The organism is Phyllobacterium sp. SL163 (genome assembly GCF_049896885.1).
Classification (GTDB): Bacteria; Pseudomonadota; Alphaproteobacteria; order Rhizobiales; family Rhizobiaceae; genus Phyllobacterium; species Phyllobacterium calauticae.
Window position 1 is genome coordinate 38,276 of sequence record NZ_JAFCVE010000007.1, and the last position, 18,481, is coordinate 56,756.

Annotated in this window: 12 protein-coding genes; 6 read left to right on the plus strand and 6 right to left on the minus strand. The window is 61.1% G+C overall.

The features are described 5' to 3' along the window. Positions 1–149: 149 nt before the first annotated feature. The 3 genes from ACP7B1_RS16210 to ACP7B1_RS16220 are packed head-to-tail and all read left to right on the plus strand — an operon-like array spanning position 150 to position 5,217. Positions 150–836, plus strand: coding sequence for a response regulator transcription factor (locus ACP7B1_RS16210; protein ID WP_346307423.1), 687 nt, complete (start codon positions 150–152; stop codon positions 834–836). Then, positions 833–2,236, plus strand: a complete 1,404-nt coding sequence (locus tag ACP7B1_RS16215) for a sensor histidine kinase (RefSeq protein ID WP_346307424.1) — start codon at positions 833–835, stop codon at positions 2,234–2,236. Before ACP7B1_RS16210 ends, ACP7B1_RS16215 begins: the two co-directional genes overlap by 4 nt. Continuing rightward, entirely contained in the window at positions 2,233–5,217 is a 2,985-nt protein-coding gene (locus ACP7B1_RS16220; protein WP_346307425.1) for a bifunctional [glutamine synthetase] adenylyltransferase/[glutamine synthetase]-adenylyl-L-tyrosine phosphorylase, read from the plus strand. The genes ACP7B1_RS16215 and ACP7B1_RS16220 overlap by 4 nt, the downstream gene beginning before the upstream one ends. 6 nt (positions 5,218–5,223) lie before the next feature. On the opposite strand, the gene ACP7B1_RS16225 is transcribed toward ACP7B1_RS16220, so the two are convergent. Both ACP7B1_RS16225 and pepN read right to left on the minus strand, forming a co-directional pair. Continuing rightward, the gene (locus tag ACP7B1_RS16225) at positions 5,224–7,569 is read right to left on the minus strand and encodes a PAS domain-containing sensor histidine kinase (RefSeq protein WP_346307426.1); all 2,346 of its coding nucleotides are present in this window, start codon (positions 7,567–7,569) and stop codon (positions 5,224–5,226) included. Between the two features lie 302 nt (positions 7,570–7,871). Then, positions 7,872–10,517 (minus strand): aminopeptidase N, encoded by a 2,646-nt coding sequence (gene pepN / locus ACP7B1_RS16230; RefSeq protein WP_426137115.1) that lies wholly within the window; start codon positions 10,515–10,517, stop codon positions 7,872–7,874. A gap of 292 nt (positions 10,518–10,809) precedes the next feature. On the opposite strand from pepN, the gene ACP7B1_RS16235 reads away from it, so the two are divergent. Further along, the gene (locus ACP7B1_RS16235; RefSeq protein ID WP_346305347.1) at positions 10,810–11,724 is read left to right on the plus strand and encodes a DMT family transporter; all 915 of its coding nucleotides are present in this window, start codon (positions 10,810–10,812) and stop codon (positions 11,722–11,724) included. Positions 11,725–11,726: 2 nt separating this feature from the next. Here ACP7B1_RS16235 and ACP7B1_RS16240 read toward each other — a convergent pair whose 3' ends face one another. The 3 genes from ACP7B1_RS16240 to ACP7B1_RS16250 form a co-directional block, all read right to left on the minus strand. After that, the gene (locus tag ACP7B1_RS16240; protein WP_346305346.1) at positions 11,727–12,974 is read right to left on the minus strand and encodes an MFS transporter; all 1,248 of its coding nucleotides are present in this window, start codon (positions 12,972–12,974) and stop codon (positions 11,727–11,729) included. A gap of 102 nt (positions 12,975–13,076) precedes the next feature. Then, a complete protein-coding gene (locus ACP7B1_RS16245; protein WP_346305345.1) occupies positions 13,077–13,907 on the minus strand; it encodes a uracil-DNA glycosylase in 831 nt (276 codons plus the stop codon). 71 nt (positions 13,908–13,978) lie between these two features. Next, positions 13,979–14,578, minus strand: coding sequence for a hypothetical protein (locus ACP7B1_RS16250; RefSeq protein WP_346305344.1), 600 nt, complete (start codon positions 14,576–14,578; stop codon positions 13,979–13,981). Between the two features lie 532 nt (positions 14,579–15,110). Here ACP7B1_RS16250 and ACP7B1_RS16255 point away from each other — a divergent pair. Both ACP7B1_RS16255 and ACP7B1_RS16260 read left to right on the plus strand, forming a co-directional pair. Beyond that, positions 15,111–16,778 carry an electron transfer flavoprotein-ubiquinone oxidoreductase gene (locus tag ACP7B1_RS16255; RefSeq protein ID WP_346305343.1) on the plus strand — a complete coding sequence of 556 codons (1,668 nt, stop codon included), beginning with the start codon at positions 15,111–15,113 and terminating at the stop codon, positions 16,776–16,778. A gap of 95 nt (positions 16,779–16,873) precedes the next feature. Then, positions 16,874–17,179: an NIPSNAP family protein gene (locus ACP7B1_RS16260; RefSeq protein WP_346305342.1), complete on the plus strand. Its 306-nt coding sequence runs from the start codon at positions 16,874–16,876 to the stop codon at positions 17,177–17,179. Here the strand turns inward: ACP7B1_RS16260 and ACP7B1_RS16265 are convergent, their stop codons facing one another. Next, the gene (locus ACP7B1_RS16265) at positions 17,180–18,193 is read right to left on the minus strand and encodes an endonuclease/exonuclease/phosphatase family protein (RefSeq protein WP_346305341.1); all 1,014 of its coding nucleotides are present in this window, start codon (positions 18,191–18,193) and stop codon (positions 17,180–17,182) included. Positions 18,194–18,481 lie beyond the last annotated feature (288 nt).

The following is an 18,481-nucleotide window of genomic DNA, read 5'->3' on the forward strand; positions in this document are numbered from 1 at the left end:
GATAGGATTGCAGCGGCGCTGCACCTGTCCCCCCGTTAGCGCCAAAGCAAAGGGCAGCAGATTGTCGACAGATCTGCTGCCCGCCGCCGTAAAGGGTGCCATTGCTATGGTGCTTACCTCTGTCTCAAAACCGGCTTAGAATGAACGTCATGAAGATTCTCGTTATTGAAGATGACCGTGAAGCGGCCCGTTATCTGGAAAAGGCCTTTGCCGAGGCTGGGCACTCCGCCGATCTGGCAGGCGATGGCGAGACCGGCTATACCCTGGCGGAGCAGGGCAGCTATGATGCGCTGATCGTTGACCGCATGCTGCCGCGCCGTGACGGCCTGTCCGTTGTCGCCGCCCTGCGCGCCCAGGGCATCGATACGCCGGCGCTCATTCTTTCCGCGTTGGGGCAGGTGGATGACCGGGTGACCGGCCTGCGCGCCGGCGGCGATGATTATCTCACCAAACCCTATGCATTCTCGGAATTGCTGGCGCGCATCGAAGTGCTGCAGCGCCGTTCCAGCCCGAAAGAGGCGGAAACCATGTACCGGGTCGGCGATCTGGAACTCGACCGCCTGTCCCACACGGCCAAGCGCGCCGGGCAGGCCATTGTCCTGCAGCCGCGTGAATTCCGCCTGCTGGAATATCTGATGCGTCACTCCGGTCAGGTGGTGACCCGCACCATGCTGCTCGAGCATGTCTGGGATTATCATTTCGACCCGCAGACCAATGTGATCGACGTGCATGTCTCGCGCCTGCGCGGCAAGATCGAGAAGGGTTTCGACACGCCCCTGCTGCACACGGTGCGCGGCGCCGGCTACATGCTCAAGGCTGGCGGACTCGATGCATGAGCCGATTTTTTGCCATGATGAAAATGACAGCCGTCCGGCTGTCAGCGCTGTATCTTCTGCTTTTTACCGTATGCGCCATCGTGCTGGTCTTCTACATGACCAGTCTTTCCGTCAACCTTCTCACATCCCAGACTGAAGCCGCTGTCAACGAGGAGGTCGAAAGCGTCGGCCAGTCCTATCAGCGTGCGGGCATTGCCGGTCTTGTGCGTTCGGTTGACCGGCGCAGCCGTCAGCCCGGCGCCTATCTCTATCTCGTCGCCGATCCCGCCGGGCGCATCGTCGCCGGCAATGTGCAGAGCATCGAGGCGGGTGTTCTGCAGACCGACGGCTGGATCGAGCGGCCGATTGCCTATGAACGCTACGGCGAAACCAGCAGCGATCCGCAGGTGCATACCGCCATCGCGCGGGTGATCGTCATGCCCAATGGCATCCGCGTCATGGTCGGCCGCGATCTGGGCGAGCCGGAAAAGATCCGGCTCGTGGTCCGGCGTTCGCTCGGCGCGGCGCTGGGCATCATGGGCATCGGTGCGTTTCTGATCTGGTTTTTCGTCGGGCGGCGCGCATTGCACCGGATCGATGAGGTTTCCGCCGCGTCGCAGCGCATCATGGGCGGCGATCTCGCCGGACGCCTGCCGGTCAGCGGGTCAGGCGATGAGTTCGACCGTCTGGCCGCCAATCTCAACGGCATGCTGGCGCGCATCCAGGAATTGAACGAAGGGGTGCGCCACGTCTCCGACAATATCGCGCATGACCTCAAGACACCGCTGACCCGCATGCACAACCGGGCGGAATCCGCCCTTGCCAATGCCACGACCACCAAGGCCTATCGGGCGGCGCTGGACGGAATGATTGCCGATTCCGACCAGCTGATCCGCACCTTCAATGCCATTTTGATGATTTCGCGGCTGGAATCCGGTTATTCCTCCGAGACGATGGAGCTGTTGCCGCTGTCGACGGTCGTGCAGGACGTCTATGAGCTGTACGAGCCAACGGCCGAAGAGGCGGGCATCCGTTTCGTGCTCGGCGCGGAGGATGCAACGCCGGTCCGCATCAACCGCGAACTGGTTGGGCAGACCATCTCCAATCTGGTCGACAATGCCATCAAATATGCCGGCGGCGGTGAAAAGCCGGTGGAAATATCCCTCGCTGTGGAAAAGCAGGATCACACGATCCGGGTGATTGTCACGGACAATGGCCCGGGCATCCCGCCCGATCAGGTGGATCGGGCCACGGAGCGTTTCGTGCGCCTGGAGGAAAGCCGTTCGCAACCGGGGTCAGGACTGGGTCTCAGTCTTGCCAAGGCGGTGATGAAATTGCACGGTGGCACTCTGGAATTGCAGGACAATGCTCCGGGGCTGCGCGCTGTGCTCGCTTTCCCGGTGGGGGAGGAGACCAAATGAATGTCAGGACCAGGGCATCCGGCCTTGATGATGCAGCGTTTTTCGCCCGCGATCTGCGCCCGCTGACACCGCTGGACAAGAAGGCGGGCGCCGCCTTTCTGGCCGAGCTTGCCGACAGCGCCGCCGGGAAGGAATGCCCTGTCACCGCTGGCGTGAAGGGCCATGGACAAGCGGCAGCCTTCCTCGCGGCTGTCCTCGACCTCTCGCCCTATCTGCGCACGGTCTTCATTCGCCGCCCTGGCATCCTGGAACCGCTGTTCGCCATGCCGCTGGCACAGCGTCTTGACGCGCTCATGCAGAGCGTGGCGGCAAGCTCGGAAGCCGAAAACATCACCGAAACCGGCATTATGGCTGTCCTGCGCCAGCTGAAGCTGGAGGGGCATGTGCTGATCGCGCTGGGCGATCTTTCCGGCGTGTTCGATACGGCAGAAACAACCCGCTGGCTGTCGCGGCTGGCGGAAGAAAGCGTGCGGGCGGCCGTGCGGTTCCTGCTGCGCGATGCGCACGAGTCCGGCAAACTCAAGCTTCCGGACCCGGAACACCCGGAAAAGCAGTGCGGCTGGATCATCCTCGCCATGGGCAAGTTCGGCGCGTTCGAACTGAACTATTCCTCCGATATCGACCTGATCGTCTTCATCGACGAGCACAGCCCGGCCATTCCCGACCCCTATGAATGCGTCGAGACTTTCTCGCGGCTGACACGGCGCCTCGTGCGCATCCTGCAGGACCGCACCGCCGACGGCTATGTCTTCCGCACCGATCTGCGCCTGCGCCCGGATCCAGGATCAACCCCGCTGGCAATTCCCGTCGGCGCTGCGCTCAACTATTATGAGGGGCGCGGCCAGAACTGGGAACGTGCCGCCATGATCAAGGCGCGGCCCGTCGCCGGCGATATCGCTGCGGGCAGGCAGGTGCTGGCGGAGCTTGCGCCCTATGTCTGGCGCAAATATCTCGACTATGCCGCCATTGCCGACGTGCATTCGATCAAGCGGCAAATCCATGCCCATAAGGGCCATGGCGAAATTGCCGTACGCGGGCACAACGTCAAGCTTGGCCGGGGCGGCATTCGCGAAATCGAGTTCTTCGTGCAGACCCAGCAACTGATTGCCGGTGGCCGTTTTCCGCAGCTGCGCGGCTCGCGCACGGTGGACATGCTGGCGGCGCTCAACGGCCTTGGCTGGATCAGTGCGGAGGCACGCGACACGCTGGTAGAGAAATACGGTTTTCTGCGCGATGTGGAGCACCGCATCCAGATGATCGCCGACGAGCAGACCCACATGCTGCCGGAAGACGACGAGAATTTCCTGCGGGTGGCCCACATGATGGGCTATCGCGACGGTGACGCCTTTGCCGCCGATTTCCGCCAGTCGCTGAAAACCGTCGAAACGCACTATGCGGCGCTGTTCGAACAGGCGCAGGAACTGGCGGGCGAGGCTGGCAATCTGGTGTTCACCGGCGATGTCGACGATCCCGATACATTGGAAACCCTGGCGAAATTCGGCTTCGAACGCCCGAGCGATATCTGCCGCGTCATCCGCACCTGGCATTTCGGCCGTTACCGCGCCACCCAATCGGCGGAATCGCGCGAGCGCCTGACTGAACTCACGCCCGTGCTGCTCAAGGCCTTCGGCGCGACAAGCCGGGCCGACGAAGCGCTGATGCGTTTCGATGAGATGATCAAGGGCCTGCCAGCCGGCATCCAGCTGTTCAGCCTTTTGCAGTCCAACCCGCGGCTGCTTGATCTGCTCGTCCTGATCATGGGCGCGGCGCCGCGCCTTGCCGACATCATCACCCGCAAGCCGCATGTCTTCGACGGCATGCTCGATCCGGCGATCTTCGCCGATATTCCGACCCGCGCCTATCTGGCCGAGCGGCTGGAAAACTTTCTCGGGCCCGCCCAGGTCTATGAGGACATTCTCGACCGCCTGCGGATTTTCGCAGCCGAGCATCGCTTTCTCATCGGCATCCGGCTTCTGACCGGCGCCATCGACGGCATCCGGGCGGGCAAGGCCTTTTCCGATCTCGCCGATCTGGTCATCGACCGGGCCTTGCAGGCGGTGATCGACGAATTCGCCAGCAAGCACGGCACCGTGTCTGGCGGGCGCATCGCCATTCTCGGCATGGGCAAGCTTGGCAGCCGCGAGCTGACCGCAGGCTCCGACATCGATCTCATCCTGCTCTATGACCATGATGCGGATGCAGAGGAATCCGATGGCGAAAAGCAGCTGGCGCCATCGCAATACTATATGCGGCTGACCCAGCGTCTGATTGCGGCGCTTTCCGCCCCTACGGCGGAGGGCGTTCTCTACGAGGTGGATTTCCGCCTGCGCCCCTCCGGCAACAAGGGGCCGGTGGCGACGCATATCGATTCCTTCCGTAAGTATCAACGCACGGAAGCCTGGACCTGGGAACACATGGCGTTGACCCGGGCGCGGCCCGTGGCGGGCGATACCGCGCTCTTCGGCGAGATCGAGACGGATATCAGCGAGATTCTCAGCCTGCCGCGTGATCCGGCAAGGATCGCCAAGGACGTGGCCGAAATGCGAACACTGCTGGAAACGGAGAAGCCGCCGCGCGATGCCTGGGACATGAAGCTGGTTCCCGGCGGCATCATCGATCTCGAATTCATTGCCCAGTTTGCCGTGCTCACCGGCAATGTCGAGGGTCCGATCATTGCCCATTCGACAGCCGAAGTGCTGACAAAACTCAAGGCCGGTTTTGCCGAACCTGTCGTGACGGATCAGCTGGTGGGCGCGGCCAATCTCTATACGGAGCTGACGCAGATCATCCGGCTGTGCCTGAACAGCGACACCCGGCGCGAGGATTTTCCGCCCGGCCTCGGCGATCTCCTGTGCCGCGCCTGCGATCTGCCCGATCTCGGGCGGGTGGAAACCCATCTGGAAGACACGGCCAAAGCGGTCCGCAAGACATTCAATGCGGTGCTGCGCGACGCCCGGGCGAGTAAGTCCAATGGAAAATAGAGCGTTCTAAACCCGCCATTCCTCCCGCACCGGGCCGATGGTCCGGGTGGGGATGCGCACGGAGACGATGGTGCCGACGCCCTCGGTCGAGCGGATTTTCAGCGCGCCGCCATGCAGCTCGGTCAGCGAGCGGGAAATGGCAAGCCCGAGGCCCGAACCCGTATGGGTCTTGGTGAACTGGTTTTCCACCTGTTCGAACGGCTGGCCGATCTTCTTCAGCGCCGATTTCGGAATGCCGCAGCCCGTATCCTCGATGGTGAACACCAGCGCGCCCGACACCTTGCGCGCCCGCACCGAGATGCGTCCGCCCGTATCGGTGAATTTCACGGCGTTCGACAGAAGGTTGATCAGGATCTGCTTGATCGCCCGCCGGTCGGCATTGAGCGTGACGCTGTCGGCGATTTTTGTTTCCACCTTCACGTCCTTGTTCAGCGCCTGCAGCGAGACGACGCGCACCGTCTCGTTGATCAGCGGGCAAAGGTCGATCTCTTCACGGTCGAGCGAGAAGTGACCGGCCTCGATCTTCGACATGTCGAGAATGTCATTGATCACGTTGAGCAGGTAATTGCCGCTGGTGTGGATGTCGTGCACATATTCCTCGTAGCGGTCGGAACCGAGCGGCCCGAATGTGCCGGAATGCATGATTTCGGAAAAGCCGATGATGGCGTTGAGCGGCGTGCGCAGTTCGTGCGACATGTTGGCGAGGAATTCGGATTTGGCCCGGTTGGCCGCCTCGGCGCGTTCCTTCTCCACCGCATATTTGCTGTTGAGTTCGGTGAGTTCGAGCGTGCGCTCGACTTCGGATTTGCGCGCAAGGCTGAGATCGTGAATGGTCGCCATCAAGCGGCGCTCGCTGTCGACCAGCCGCTCTTCGTGCACCTTCAATTGGGTAATGTCCGTGCCCACCGAAACGAGCCCGCCATCCTGCGTGCGCCGTTCATTGACCTGCAGCCAGCGACCGTCGGCCAGCTGCCGTTCGAAGGTCAGCGCGCCGGCACGGCCATGTTCATTGGCCATGCGCTTTTCAAACGCAACGGCGCGGATGCGCGGCTCCAGTTCATCCCTGCCGATGCCGGGAAGCAGGCATTCATTGGCGAGGCCGGAATATTCGTTGAACTTGCTGTTGGACATGACGAGGCGATTGTCCGCGTCCCAGAGAACGAAGGTTTCGGAAATGCTCTCGATGGCTTCGCGGATGCGCTGGTCGGCCTGTGCGGTCTGTTGGGCAAAGCGGTGCTGCTCGCTGACATCGACGGCGACGCCGACGAGATGGGTGTCGCCGACGGTGGCATCGGCAACCTGCGCGCGTACCCGCATCCAGACCCAGTGACCCTCGGCGTGGCGCATGCGGAACACCCGGTCGATCTGGCTGATCTCGCCCGCCGCCACCTGCGCGGCCAGACCGTAAAGCTTGTCATCATCCTCGTGGATGATGGACGAGATATCGCCGAGCGACAGGATCGCGTCATAGGCTTCATAGCCGAGCATTTCATACATGGACCGCGACCAGTAGACCCGGCCGCGCGCCATGTCCCAATCCCACAGGCCGCAGCGTCCGCGTGCCAGCGCCGTATCCACCCGCGCCTGGGTGTGCTGGTAGAGCGCATCGGCATCCTGCGCCCGCGCCGACTGGCTGAAATAGGCGTAGAGGACCACCAGCATGATCGCGGCGGTTCCGGCGAACAGGGTAACATTGACGGATATCATCCGCCGCCATTCGGCAAAGATCGCATCGACCGGATGCATGACGAAGACGGAATAGCCGCCGCTGCCGGTCCGGCTGAACGCGGCAAGGCCCGTCGTGCCGTTCATGCGCACTTCCATCACCCCGGCGCGCTCGCCGAACAGGAACAGCGGCTGGCCGTCGGTGACAAAACTTTCCAGATTCTTGTCACGCCAGCGGTCGCCGCCATCCGACGAGGCGACGATCTTCGATTCACCCGAGGCGATGGCGATCCACATGCCGTGCGGGATGAGGTCGTTGGAGCGCATCTCGGCGATGATGTTCTGCAGCTCGCCGCTGTCGAGTTTCTGGCCGGCCTTCATCCGGTTGTCGATGATGCTCGCCATGTGGTTCGCGGCCAGCGCCAGCGTGGCGCGGGCCGTCCGCTCCGTATCGTCGCGCCAGGACAGGAGCGACATCGCGCGGGCTGTTGCGAGGATGATGAGGAAAATAATGATCAGCGGCGGAATGGCACGGCGCAGGTAAGGCTCGGCAGCCAGCAGCTTGCCGTAGGCAGGGTCAGCGAGAAGTTTGATATGACCGGAAAGACGGGTGCGCCCCCGCGCAGTCTCCCGCTTTCCGGCATAATCCTTCCCCGTCGGCGCGCGATACGCGTCCGCATTTGCCATCGAATGGCCCCCTCAATTGCCTGTATAATCAGTGATTTGCTTCGCCACGCCGCACATCCGAAGCACCTGTAGTGAATCAAAACTGATTCGGTGTGTCCAGTCCTTTTGTTAAATATTTAGCAATCATTGTGGCAGCCATGAATCAGTTTTGCAGCCGATTCGACTAAGCCTTTGAAAAGACTCCACGTCCGGAAAAGGCCGGCGAGGGGTAAAACGATGCCCCGGCCGGTGGATAACCGGCCGGGGCATCAAAACGGGGAAGAGACAGCCGAATCTTCAGGCAAAACCGGTGCGAAGCAGGCTCAGGCAAGCGTCCTTTGAACGATGTCGCTGACGTCGGCGGAGAGGTCCTTGACCACGGCGATGGAGGCCAGGGCCTCGCGCGCATGCTCGCGCCGCACCGCCTCGAACGAGCGCCAGGAACGCATGGCTGTCAGGAGCCGCGCCGCAAGCTGCGGGTTCTTCTTGTCGACGGTCAGGATGGTCTCGGCGAAGAACCTGTAACCCTCGCCATCGGCACGGTTGAACCCGGTCTGGTTGCCGCTGGAGAAGGCGCCGATCAGGCCGCGTGTCCGGTTGGGGTTGTCGAGCGAGAAAAGCTTGTGAGTCATCAGATAGCGCACCCTGGCCAGAGCGCCTTCGCCCGGCTGGGTCGCCTGGACGATGAACCATTTGTCCATGACGAGGGCATCATTGCCGAAGCGGTCTTCGAACGCCTTGAGCGCATTCTTCGTCTGGCTGCTGTCGCCGAACCGCTGCACGAGCACCGCCAGTGCCGCGACGCGGTCCGTCATGTTGTCCGCATGGCTGAACTGGGCCGCCGCGCGTTTCGGGCTGCCGTCGGCAGCGCTGAGATAATCGAGCAGCACATTGCGCAAGGCGCGCCGTCCGGCGCCTGTCGCATCGGGCTTGAACGGGCCGCTGTGGTCGAGATCGTCATACAGCTGATCGAATTTGGCGACATGCGCTTCGGCAACGGCAAGAATGAACGCCTCGCGGCTGCCCAGAATCGCATCGGGGTCGATATTGCTGCCGAGTTCCCGGGCGATATCGCTTTCCGACGGCAGGCCGAGGCACAGCGCCCGGAAGGCTTCGTCCAGATTGCTGTTGAAGGCGATTTCTCCGAGAAGCTTGATCGACGAGCTTTCAATGGTGGCGGATTTGCCGCCGCGCACGCGCTTGGCATTGCTGGTCAGTTTCGCCGTCAGCAGCTGCGTCAGTGCCTGCCAGCGGTTGACGGCATCGCCGTCGTGACGGGCAAGGAACGTCAGATCGGAGCGGGTGAGTTCGCTGGTCATGGTGACCGGAGCGGAGAAACCGCGCAAGAGGGAGGGCACCGGCCGTTCGGTGATGCCGGAAAAGCTCAGCCGTTCCTTGCGCTTGAACAGGTGGATGACATCGCCCTTGACCGTTCCGCCCTTGACGGATTTCGGCCTCAGCTCACGCCCCTTGGCGCCCAGCAGGGCAAACTGCACGGGAATGTGCATGGGCTTTTTCGACGATTGTCCGGGGGTGGCCTTCAGCGATTGTTCGATCTCGATTTCGAAGGTCTGCGTCGCCTGATCGTAATCATAGGTGATGGCGAGGTTGGGCGTACCGGCCTGGTCGTACCAGAGGGCAAACTGGCTCAAATCCTCGCCGGACGCCTCCTCAAACACCTTGATGAAGTCCTCGATTGTCGCCGCATCGCCGTCATGACGCTCGAAATACAGATCCATCCCCTTGCGGAACAGGTCGGCGCCGAGAATGGTGCGGATCATGCGCACGACTTCCGAGCCCTTTTCATAGACGGTTGCCGTGTAGAAATTGTTGATCTCGCGGAACTGGCGCGGGCGCACGGGATGGGCGAGGGGGCCGGCATCTTCCGGGAACTGGTGGGCTTTGAGACCCTTGACCTCGGCGATGCGCTTGACGGCGCGCGAGCGCATGTCGGCGGAAAACTCGTGATCGCGGAAAACCGTCAGGCCTTCCTTCAGGCACAGCTGGAACCAGTCGCGGCAGGTGATGCGGTTGCCCGTCCAGTTGTGGAAATATTCGTGGGCGATCACCGCCTCGATGCCGGCATAGTCGATGTCGGTCGCGGTCTCGTGGTCGGCAAGCACATATTTGTCGTTGAAGACGTTGAGCCCCTTGTTCTCCATCGCGCCCATGTTGAAATCGGAGACGGCAACGACGTTGAAGACGTCGAGATCATATTCGCGGCCGAAAACATCCTCGTCCCATTTCATCGAACGCTTCAGCGCATCCATGGCATAGAGCGCGCGGGGCTCCTTGCCGTGCTCGACATAGATGCCGAGATCGACGGGGCGGCCGGACGCGGTGGTGAAACTGTCGGTGATGACCCCGAGATCGCCCGCCACGAGCGCAAAGAGGTAGGCAGGCTTGGGATGGGGATCGTGCCAGACGGCAAAATGCCGGCCATCGGCCAGGACACCCTTTTCGCCCGGATTGCCGTTGGCCAGAAGCAGCGGCGCTTCCACGGCATCGGCTTCGACGCGGACCGTATAGACAGACAGAAGGTCAGGGCGGTCGTAGAAATAGGTGATGCGGCGAAAACCTTCCGCTTCGCACTGGGTGCAGTAGACGCCGCTGGACCGGTAGAGGCCGGTCAACTGGCGGTTGGTGGTCGGATTGACTTCCGTGGTGATCTGCAGCTTGAACGTGCCGCTGTCGGGCAGGGCGCTGATTTCAAGGCGATCGGGCGTGGCGACATAGGCATTGTCGCCCAATGCGACGCCGTCGATGCTGATGTCGATGAGTGTGAGTTCGTCGCCGTCAAGGACAAGCGGTGCATCGGCGGCAACGCCCGGCCGGCGTTCGATATGCAGTATCGACTTGACGATGGTGCGCTCGGGATGGAGCGAGAATTCAAGGTGGGTTTCAGGAATAAGAAAATCGGTTGGCTTGTAATCTTCAAGATGAAAGATCTGGCCGGTATCGGTACGCATTGGGAAACTGTCCTTTTTGTGGTGCCGGACCGTAGCCGTGTTTGCCCCGGCATACAACAAAGCAGCCGGTTTTTTCCGCGTATGCCGTTGCTTTTGTTCACTTCCGTATGTGCTTGGAACATGCAACGTGATCGCATTGGTATCTGGAAGGATTCGTCAAAGTAACCTATACAGATATATCAATTCTGTTTCTCTCCGTTCGCTCCCTCAAGGAATACCAGTCGTGACAACTATCGTTCACCAGAAAGACGGTGGACCGCCCCTCACGGATAAGGTGCGCAGCACCAATGTCATGCTCGGAATTGGCCTCAAGGTCGCTTCGGTCTGCGTCTTCGTCTGCATGTCCAGCCTGCTGAAAGCGTCGGATGGCATCCCCGCAGGACAGCTGGTGTTCTTCCGCTCCTTCTTCGCCATCTTTCCGGTTATCGTGTTCATCGCGTGGCAGGGCCAGCTGAATGTCGCATTCAAGACCAACGAACCCTTCAGCCACTTCTGGCGCGGTTTTGTCGGCGTCAGCGCCATGAGCGCCAGTTTCTACGGCCTTACCAAGCTGCCTTTGCCGGAAGCGATTGCCCTCAGCTATGCCACGCCCCTGCTGACCGTGTTGTGCAGCGCGGTGTTCCTGCGCGAGACCGTGCGGCTTTACCGTTGGAGCGCTGTGTTTGTCGGGCTCATCGGCGTGCTGATCATTCTCTGGCCGCGCATGACCTTCTTCACCGGTCAAAGCGAATTTGGTGGTGAAGAGGCAATCGGCGCGCTGGCCACCCTTTGCGGGGCGGGGCTTGCGGCCATCGCCATGCTGCTGGTGCGGCGGCTGGTCCAGACCGAGCGCACCCCGACCATCGTCGTCTACTTCTCGATTGCCTCGAGCGTCATCGCGCTGGTCAGCCTGCCTTTCGGCTGGGTCTGGCCCACGCCGATGCAGGCGACTTTCCTGGTCATGGCCGGTATTGCCGGCGGCGTGGCGCAAATCCTTCTGACCGAGAGCTACCGGCACGCTGACATGTCGACCATCGCACCGTTTGAATATACGTCGATGCTGCTCGGCCTGGTCATCGGCTACATGCTGTTCGGCGATATTCCGTCCAGCGAAATGATGACGGGTGCGGTCATCGTCATCAGCGCCGGCATCTTCATCATCTATCGCGAGCGCCAGCTCGGGCTTGCCCGGGCACGGGCGCGCAAGGCCTCGACGCCACAGGGCTGACCCTAGTCGTCCTTGGCCGCGCTGATAGCCGGATTGAGCTGCAGCGTTTCCGGCGTCTGCGGCCTGTCCGGCGCGCGGTAGACGAAGTCCGGCCGTTCCGACGGCACCTGCCGGGCCCGGCGCAGGCTGCGCCAGAAGGCGTAGGAACCGTAGGCCGCATAGCAGCCCGCCATGGTCATGAAGAACCCGGCGGGGCCAGTGACATCCATCAGCCGCCCGGCAATCTGCGGGCCGATCATGCTGCCGATGCCGTAGACGATCAGCAGCCCGCTCGAGACTTTGACGAATTCGCTCGGCTCGGCAAAATCATTGGCATGGGCGACGTTGAGCGAATAGATCGGAAACAGCACCGTGCCGAAGGCGAACATCAGGGAATAGATGACCCAGGGGGTAACAGGCTGCACGATGATCATCGTCACGGACAACAGGACGCCGACAATACCGGCCACCACCATCACATAGCGCCGGTCGACAAAGTCGGAGATGCGCCCGATGGGGTACTGGAAGATGGCGCCGCCGATCATGGCGCTGGCAATCATCGTGGCGATGTCGAAGGTGGAAAGGCCGATTTCGCGGCCATAGATCGCCGAGAGGAAATTCCACGCGCCCGCTATGATACCGGCAATCAGCGAGCCGATCATCGCAGCGGGCGATTTGCGGTAGAGGCCGGGCAGGTCGAGCGAAACCTCGGTCAGCGGGCGCGGCGACTGGGCATTGGAAAGCCCGGTTGGCACGAGGGCTGCGGCATAGATCAGTGCACCGATCATGAACAGCGCCTGTGTCGCCGGATTGCCGAACGGCAGGATGTATTGCCCGACCAGCAGGCCGATCATCGATACGATCATGTAGATTGAAAACACCATGCCGCGCGTGGCGTTGGTCACGCGCTCGTTCAGCCAGCTTTCAATCACCATGTAGCTGCCGGCCAGCGAGAAACCGGCAAGCGCCCGGAACAGGGTCCAGGCCCACGGGTCGATGATGAGCCCGTGCAGCAGCATCGACATGCTGAGCAGGGTCAGGAGAACGGCAAAGACGCGGACATGGCCGACGCGGCGCACCAGACGCGGAACGACAATGCAGCCACCGGTGAAGGCGAGGGCATAGCCCGTGCCAAGCCAGCCGACCGTGGTCGGCGACCAGCCTTCTATTCCCGCGCGCAACGGCAGCAGAATGCCTGCCAAACCGCCGGCGGTCAGCATCAGGAAGGTGCTGGTCAACAGTGCCGCAATCGGCAAGAGCTGGCGAAACATATGGGGACCCTGCGTTTCTGCACCGGAAAGTACAGGTTTCACCGGGCTTCAGAGCCGGAAATTACGACACTGTCATTCCAGTTTTGCGCCATGGCATATGAATTATTGCGTGAGGGCGCGCAACTGTATTTTGGCGGCAATGAAATCACGCCAGGCAAAGCGCTTCTGGGCTGAATTGCGCAGGAGATAGGCCGGATGCAGCGTCGGCATGACCGGGATGTCGATCCCCGCCGCCGTGCGGTGGGTTTTCCAGTTGCCGCGCAGCCGCAAAATGCCTTCCGGCGCATGCGTCAACGCCTTGGCAGCAGGGCCACCAAGGGCAACCAGCAGTTTGGGGCCGGCAAGTTCGATCTGCCGTTCAAAGAAGGGGCGGCAGATCTCGGTTTCCAGCGGCGTCGGTGTGCGGTTGCCCGGCGGGCGCCAGGGAATGGTGTTGGCGATGTAGACGCCGGTGCGGTCAAGGCCGATGGCGCTGAGCATCCGGTCGAGCAACTGCCCGGAACGGCCGATGAACGGCACACCTTCCAGATCCTCTTCGCGTCCCGGTGCCTCGCCGACGAACATGATGGGGGCGTGCGGATTGCCGTCGGCAAAGACCAGGTTCTTGGCAGTGAATTTCAGATTGCAGCCATCGAAGGATGCAAGCTGCTCGCGCAACTGTTCAAGCGTGGTGGCGCTCGAGGCGAGCTGCCGCGCCAGCGCAATCTTGGTGTCGTCGGGGACGGAGGTCTTGTTCAATGCCGGCGCTGCCACCGGTTGCGGCTCCGGTCGCGGCCGCTCGGCCTGCGGTACTGCCTGGCGCGTTGCTGCGGGCGGCTGAACAGGCTTGCGTGCGGGCTCCACTGCGGTAAAGCGGTCGACCGGCGCGTCCTCAAGCGGTGTGTCGGCACCGGCTTCGGCATAAAAGTGCAAGAGTTCACGCAGGTCGGGCAATGGCTGATCCTTGAACCCGGATTGGAGCGGGTCTCTCCTTCAAGTCGCAAATTGCGCGCGTGATTGCAAGGTCAGGTGGAGGGAATGCGCGGCTCCTGCACCAGATAAAAGATGCGCTTGGGCGTAAAATCGCCGATCGGGAAATCCATGCTCACATTTGCCTTTGGATCTACCTTGCCATCATGAAACAGCATGCGGTCATAGGGCTCGAAATCGTCGTCGTAGGCGGCAAACAGATTGGAATGGATCATCCCGGTCACATCGCAGGGCTGGCAGAAGGACAGCCCGTCACTATAGTCGCTCGGTTCCCCGAGCAATGACTGCAATTCGAAGAAAAACTCCTGCCACGGGCGGCCGCTGCCATTAATGGCCCGGATCTGCAGATGGAACAGCAGGCCAAAACCCTGGGGCACGAATCCTGGCTTTCCCACGCTGGAGTTGCGAATGACGAGCGTGACCGGAACGATATCATTCAGCTCTTCGGTGATGACGATCGGATCTTCGGTTGTGCCGGTCCCGCTGACCGAGCGGATACTGAACCCGCCCATTTCATCGGAAAAACTATAGGGCCCAACGGTCCATTTCTTCTGCTCCTGCGCTGCAGAATGGGTAAAAATCATGGTGACAGCCAGAACACTGCCCATTGTCCAGATCATCCAGAGTGATCTCATCCCGTCCCCGCTTGTTGGTTATCCCCGATCCACCAGCAGTTTTTTATGCGAGACATGTCAATGGAGACGAGTATGAACGAAATGCGCAAAGGCGCAACTGGGTTGACCTGCCAGCGGATGGCATGGTGCGCGGTGCGTGGTTCGACACGCTCACCATGAGGAAGGTGGTTTGATTGCAGGGCGCATCTGCGATGTCGCAGATTGTGGCTCCCTGCAACTCTCACTCTCCCTCATGGTGAGCGTGTCGAACCACACACAATGGCCCTGCAACTTCGCCCGAGAAACACCGGCAAACGCCCTTGATGTCACAGCCGTCATCCTGTTCCCGCGCTTTGGAAATTCCGCGACACACAGGGCCAAATTATTGACGTTTACGTTAAGGTAAATTATAAATTGTGGAAATGGTCGTAGGATGAGGGCAATTGGCCGCATCTTGAATGGATGCTAGCCTCTGTCATACGGCTATTGTTGCGTTACAAATGGGAAAAACACAGGCGAAGTGTTTGCGGGGCATAGCATTCAGGAGGACTTCATGAGCGAGACAAACGAACTTCCAGAGCGGGAGAGCATGGAGTTTGATGTCGTGATTGTCGGCGGCGGCCCATCGGGCCTGTCAGCGGCGATCAGGCTCAAGCAGATCAATCCTGAACTGTCGGTCGTCGTGCTGGAAAAGGGCGGCGAGGTCGGTGCCCATATTCTTTCCGGCGCGGTGGTCGATCCCATCGGTGTCGACAAGCTCTTGCCCGGCTGGCGGGACGAGGAGGGACACCCCTTCAAGACACCGGTGACAGCGGATCACTTTCTGGTTCTGGGGCCGGCAGGCTCCGTCCGCCTGCCGAATTTCGCCATGCCGCCGCTGATGAACAATCACGGCAATTTCATTGTTTCGCTGGGGAATGTCTGCCGCTGGCTCGGCACCAAGGCGGAAGAGCTGGGCGTCGAGATTTATCCTGGATTTGCCGGTTCCGAAGTTCTCTATGACGATAGCGGTGCGGTCATCGGTGTGGCTACCGGCGACATGGGCATCGAAAAGGACGGTTCGCACGGTCCGGCCTATACGCGCGGCATGGCGCTGCTCGGCAAATATACACTCATTGCCGAAGGCGCGCGCGGCTCGCTCGCCAAACAACTCATCGGCAAGTTCAAGCTTGATGAAGGCAAGGAACCGGCCAAATTCGGTATCGGCCTGAAAGAGCTCTGGCAGATCGATCCGGCCAAGCACAAGCTGGGCCTGGTGCAACATTCCTTCGGCTGGCCGCTCGACCTGAAGACGGGCGGCGGTTCGTTCCTCTATCACCTCGAGGACAATACGGTGGCCGTCGGCTTCGTCATGCACCTCAACTACAAGAACCCCTATCTGTCGCCGTTCGAGGAATTCCAGCGCTTCAAGACGCATCCGGCCATTCGCGGCACGTTCGAGGGCGGCAAGCGCCTTGGCTATGGTGCGCGCGCCATTACCGAAGGCGGCTGGCAGTCGGTGCCGAAACTGTCCTTCCCCGGCGGCGTGCTGATCGGGTGTTCGGCGGGCTTCGTCAACGTGCCGCGCATCAAGGGATCGCACAATGCCATGCTCTCGGGCATGCTGGCGGCGGAACATGCGGCGGCGGCACTGGCTGCGGGACGCGCCAATGACGAACTCATCTCCTACGAAAACGCCTGGCGCACCAGCGAGATCGGCAAGGACCTGAAGCGGGTGCGCAACGTCAAGCCGATGTGGTCGAAACTGGGCACCGTCGGCGGCGTGGTGCTTGGCGGCATCGATATGTGGCTGAACACGATTTTCGGCGGCTGGTCGCCCTTCGGCACGTGGAAGCATGGCAAGTCCGACGCGGCGTCGCTGGAACCGGCGGCCAAGCACAAGCCGATCGCCTATCCCAAGCCCGATGGCGTCTTGACCTTCGACCGCCTGTCCTCGGTGTTCCTGTCGAACACCAACCACGAGGAAAACGAACCGGTCCACCTCATCGTCAAGGATCCGGCACTGCAGAAATCGTCGGAACACGATGTCTTTGCGGGGCCATCGACACGCTATTGCCCGGCGGGCGTTTATGAATGGGTCGAGGAAAGCACCGGACCGAAATTCGTGATCAATGCCCAGAACTGCGTTCACTGCAAGACCTGCGATATCAAGGATCCGAACCAGAACATCAACTGGGTGCCGCCGCAGGGCGGCGAGGGGCCGGTCTATACCAGCATGTGATGAAAAGCCCGGTTGATCCGGGCTTTTTTCCGATTGAGGCCCGGGTGAAAGCTCGCGTCTTTTGTCGATCAACCGACCTGTACCGGAGTTTGCCCGTGATCACCTGCTATCTCAAATATGTCATCGATCCCTACAAGCTTGCCGAATTCGAGGACTATGGTCGCCGCTGGATCGCGCTCGTCAATCGGCTGGGCGGAAACCATCACGGCTATTTCCTGCCGAGCGAAGGGGCAAGCAACATCGCCTATGCGATGTTCAGCTTTCCCAGTCTTGCTGACTATGAAACATACCGGCAGCGCATGGCAAAAGACCCCGAATGCCAGGCGGTGTTTGAAATGGAAAAACACAATCGCAGCATCGTCAGCTACGAGCGCAGTTTCCTGAGGCCGGTATTCGAATAATCACTGCGTCAGCATCACGGTCTGCAGATCCGGACCATCATCGGCTGCCGCATCGATTGCAAACCGCAGGAGCAGCGGCAGGTGATCCGAGCCGACGGGCCCGAGCGTTTCGACGCTTGCGCCCGATATGCGGCTTGAGACGAGAATATGATCAAGCGGCAGGCCGATCCATCTGGCCGCTTTTGCCAGCGTGCCGTTGATCAGCCAGCTCGGGCGCAATCCATCCACCGGCATGGTTTTGCTTGCCGCCGCGATCTGGCGAACGGTTTGGCTCCATGGCGCGGCATTGAAGTCACCGGCGACAATCATCGGCCCCTGCAGCCGTTCGAAATAGGCACGCATTTCCTCAACATTGTCAGGTTGCGCAAACGGCCAAGGCCAGTCCAGGTGCAGGGCGGCAACCAGTGCGGTGCGGCCGCCGAAATCAATCCGGGCGAGGCCGGCAAGAGCGTTGCCGATGCATTGCGGCGTCGTGCCCAGCGCAAAGGGGCGGCGGGAGAGGATCGCCACGCCGCCGATGCGTTTGCTGCTGGGGCAGTAGAGATTGTAGGGATACCGCGCTTCAATCGCCGCGAGCTTCGCCCGCCAGCTGTCCGAAACCTCCTGCAGGGTGATGACGTCGGGGCTCTGCTGCGCAATCAGTCGGATAACCTCCGTCTGGTCGGCATTGTCAAAGCGGAGGTTCAACTGCAGCAGCGTATATTGCGGTTGGCCGGATGGCGTGGCGGCTAGCGGCGTTCCGGCTGATGCGGGCGCGGGAGCTGGGGCCAGCACGGTCGACAGGGCCATGACCGCCAGAATGATGGTCATCAGGCTTTCCCGCCACAACCCCATGAAAAGGGCTGGCAGTGCCGTGAGGATCATGAGCGCGGCGAGGTGCATGCGGAAGTGCGCGAATGCATCGAAAGCCGGATGCACGGAACCGAAAAATCCGAGCACCAGCGGTACCGACAGCAGGACCGGTACAAGCACGGCCGCGAGCTTCACCCAGGATGATTTTGTCGTTGTTGTCATGGTCACGCATTAAACGGTCAATTGCGACGCAATCAAGATGCGGAATGTCAGATCGCGTTCTCCGCTCATTCAGCGATGAGCCATCGCCGCAACCTCGAAATGCAGACCGTCTTCAACATTCAACTCTGCATTCGTTGCTGTTTTCGCGGGATTTGCAAAGGTGTCCATCACTCAGGCATTTGAGAGCGAAGCAGTATGCATCGAGCCAGCCGGTGCATCGGGAGGATGGGCCTCCCGACCATGGCAATGGCCTTGCTCTCAAAACTGGAGGTGACGCGATGTGGTATC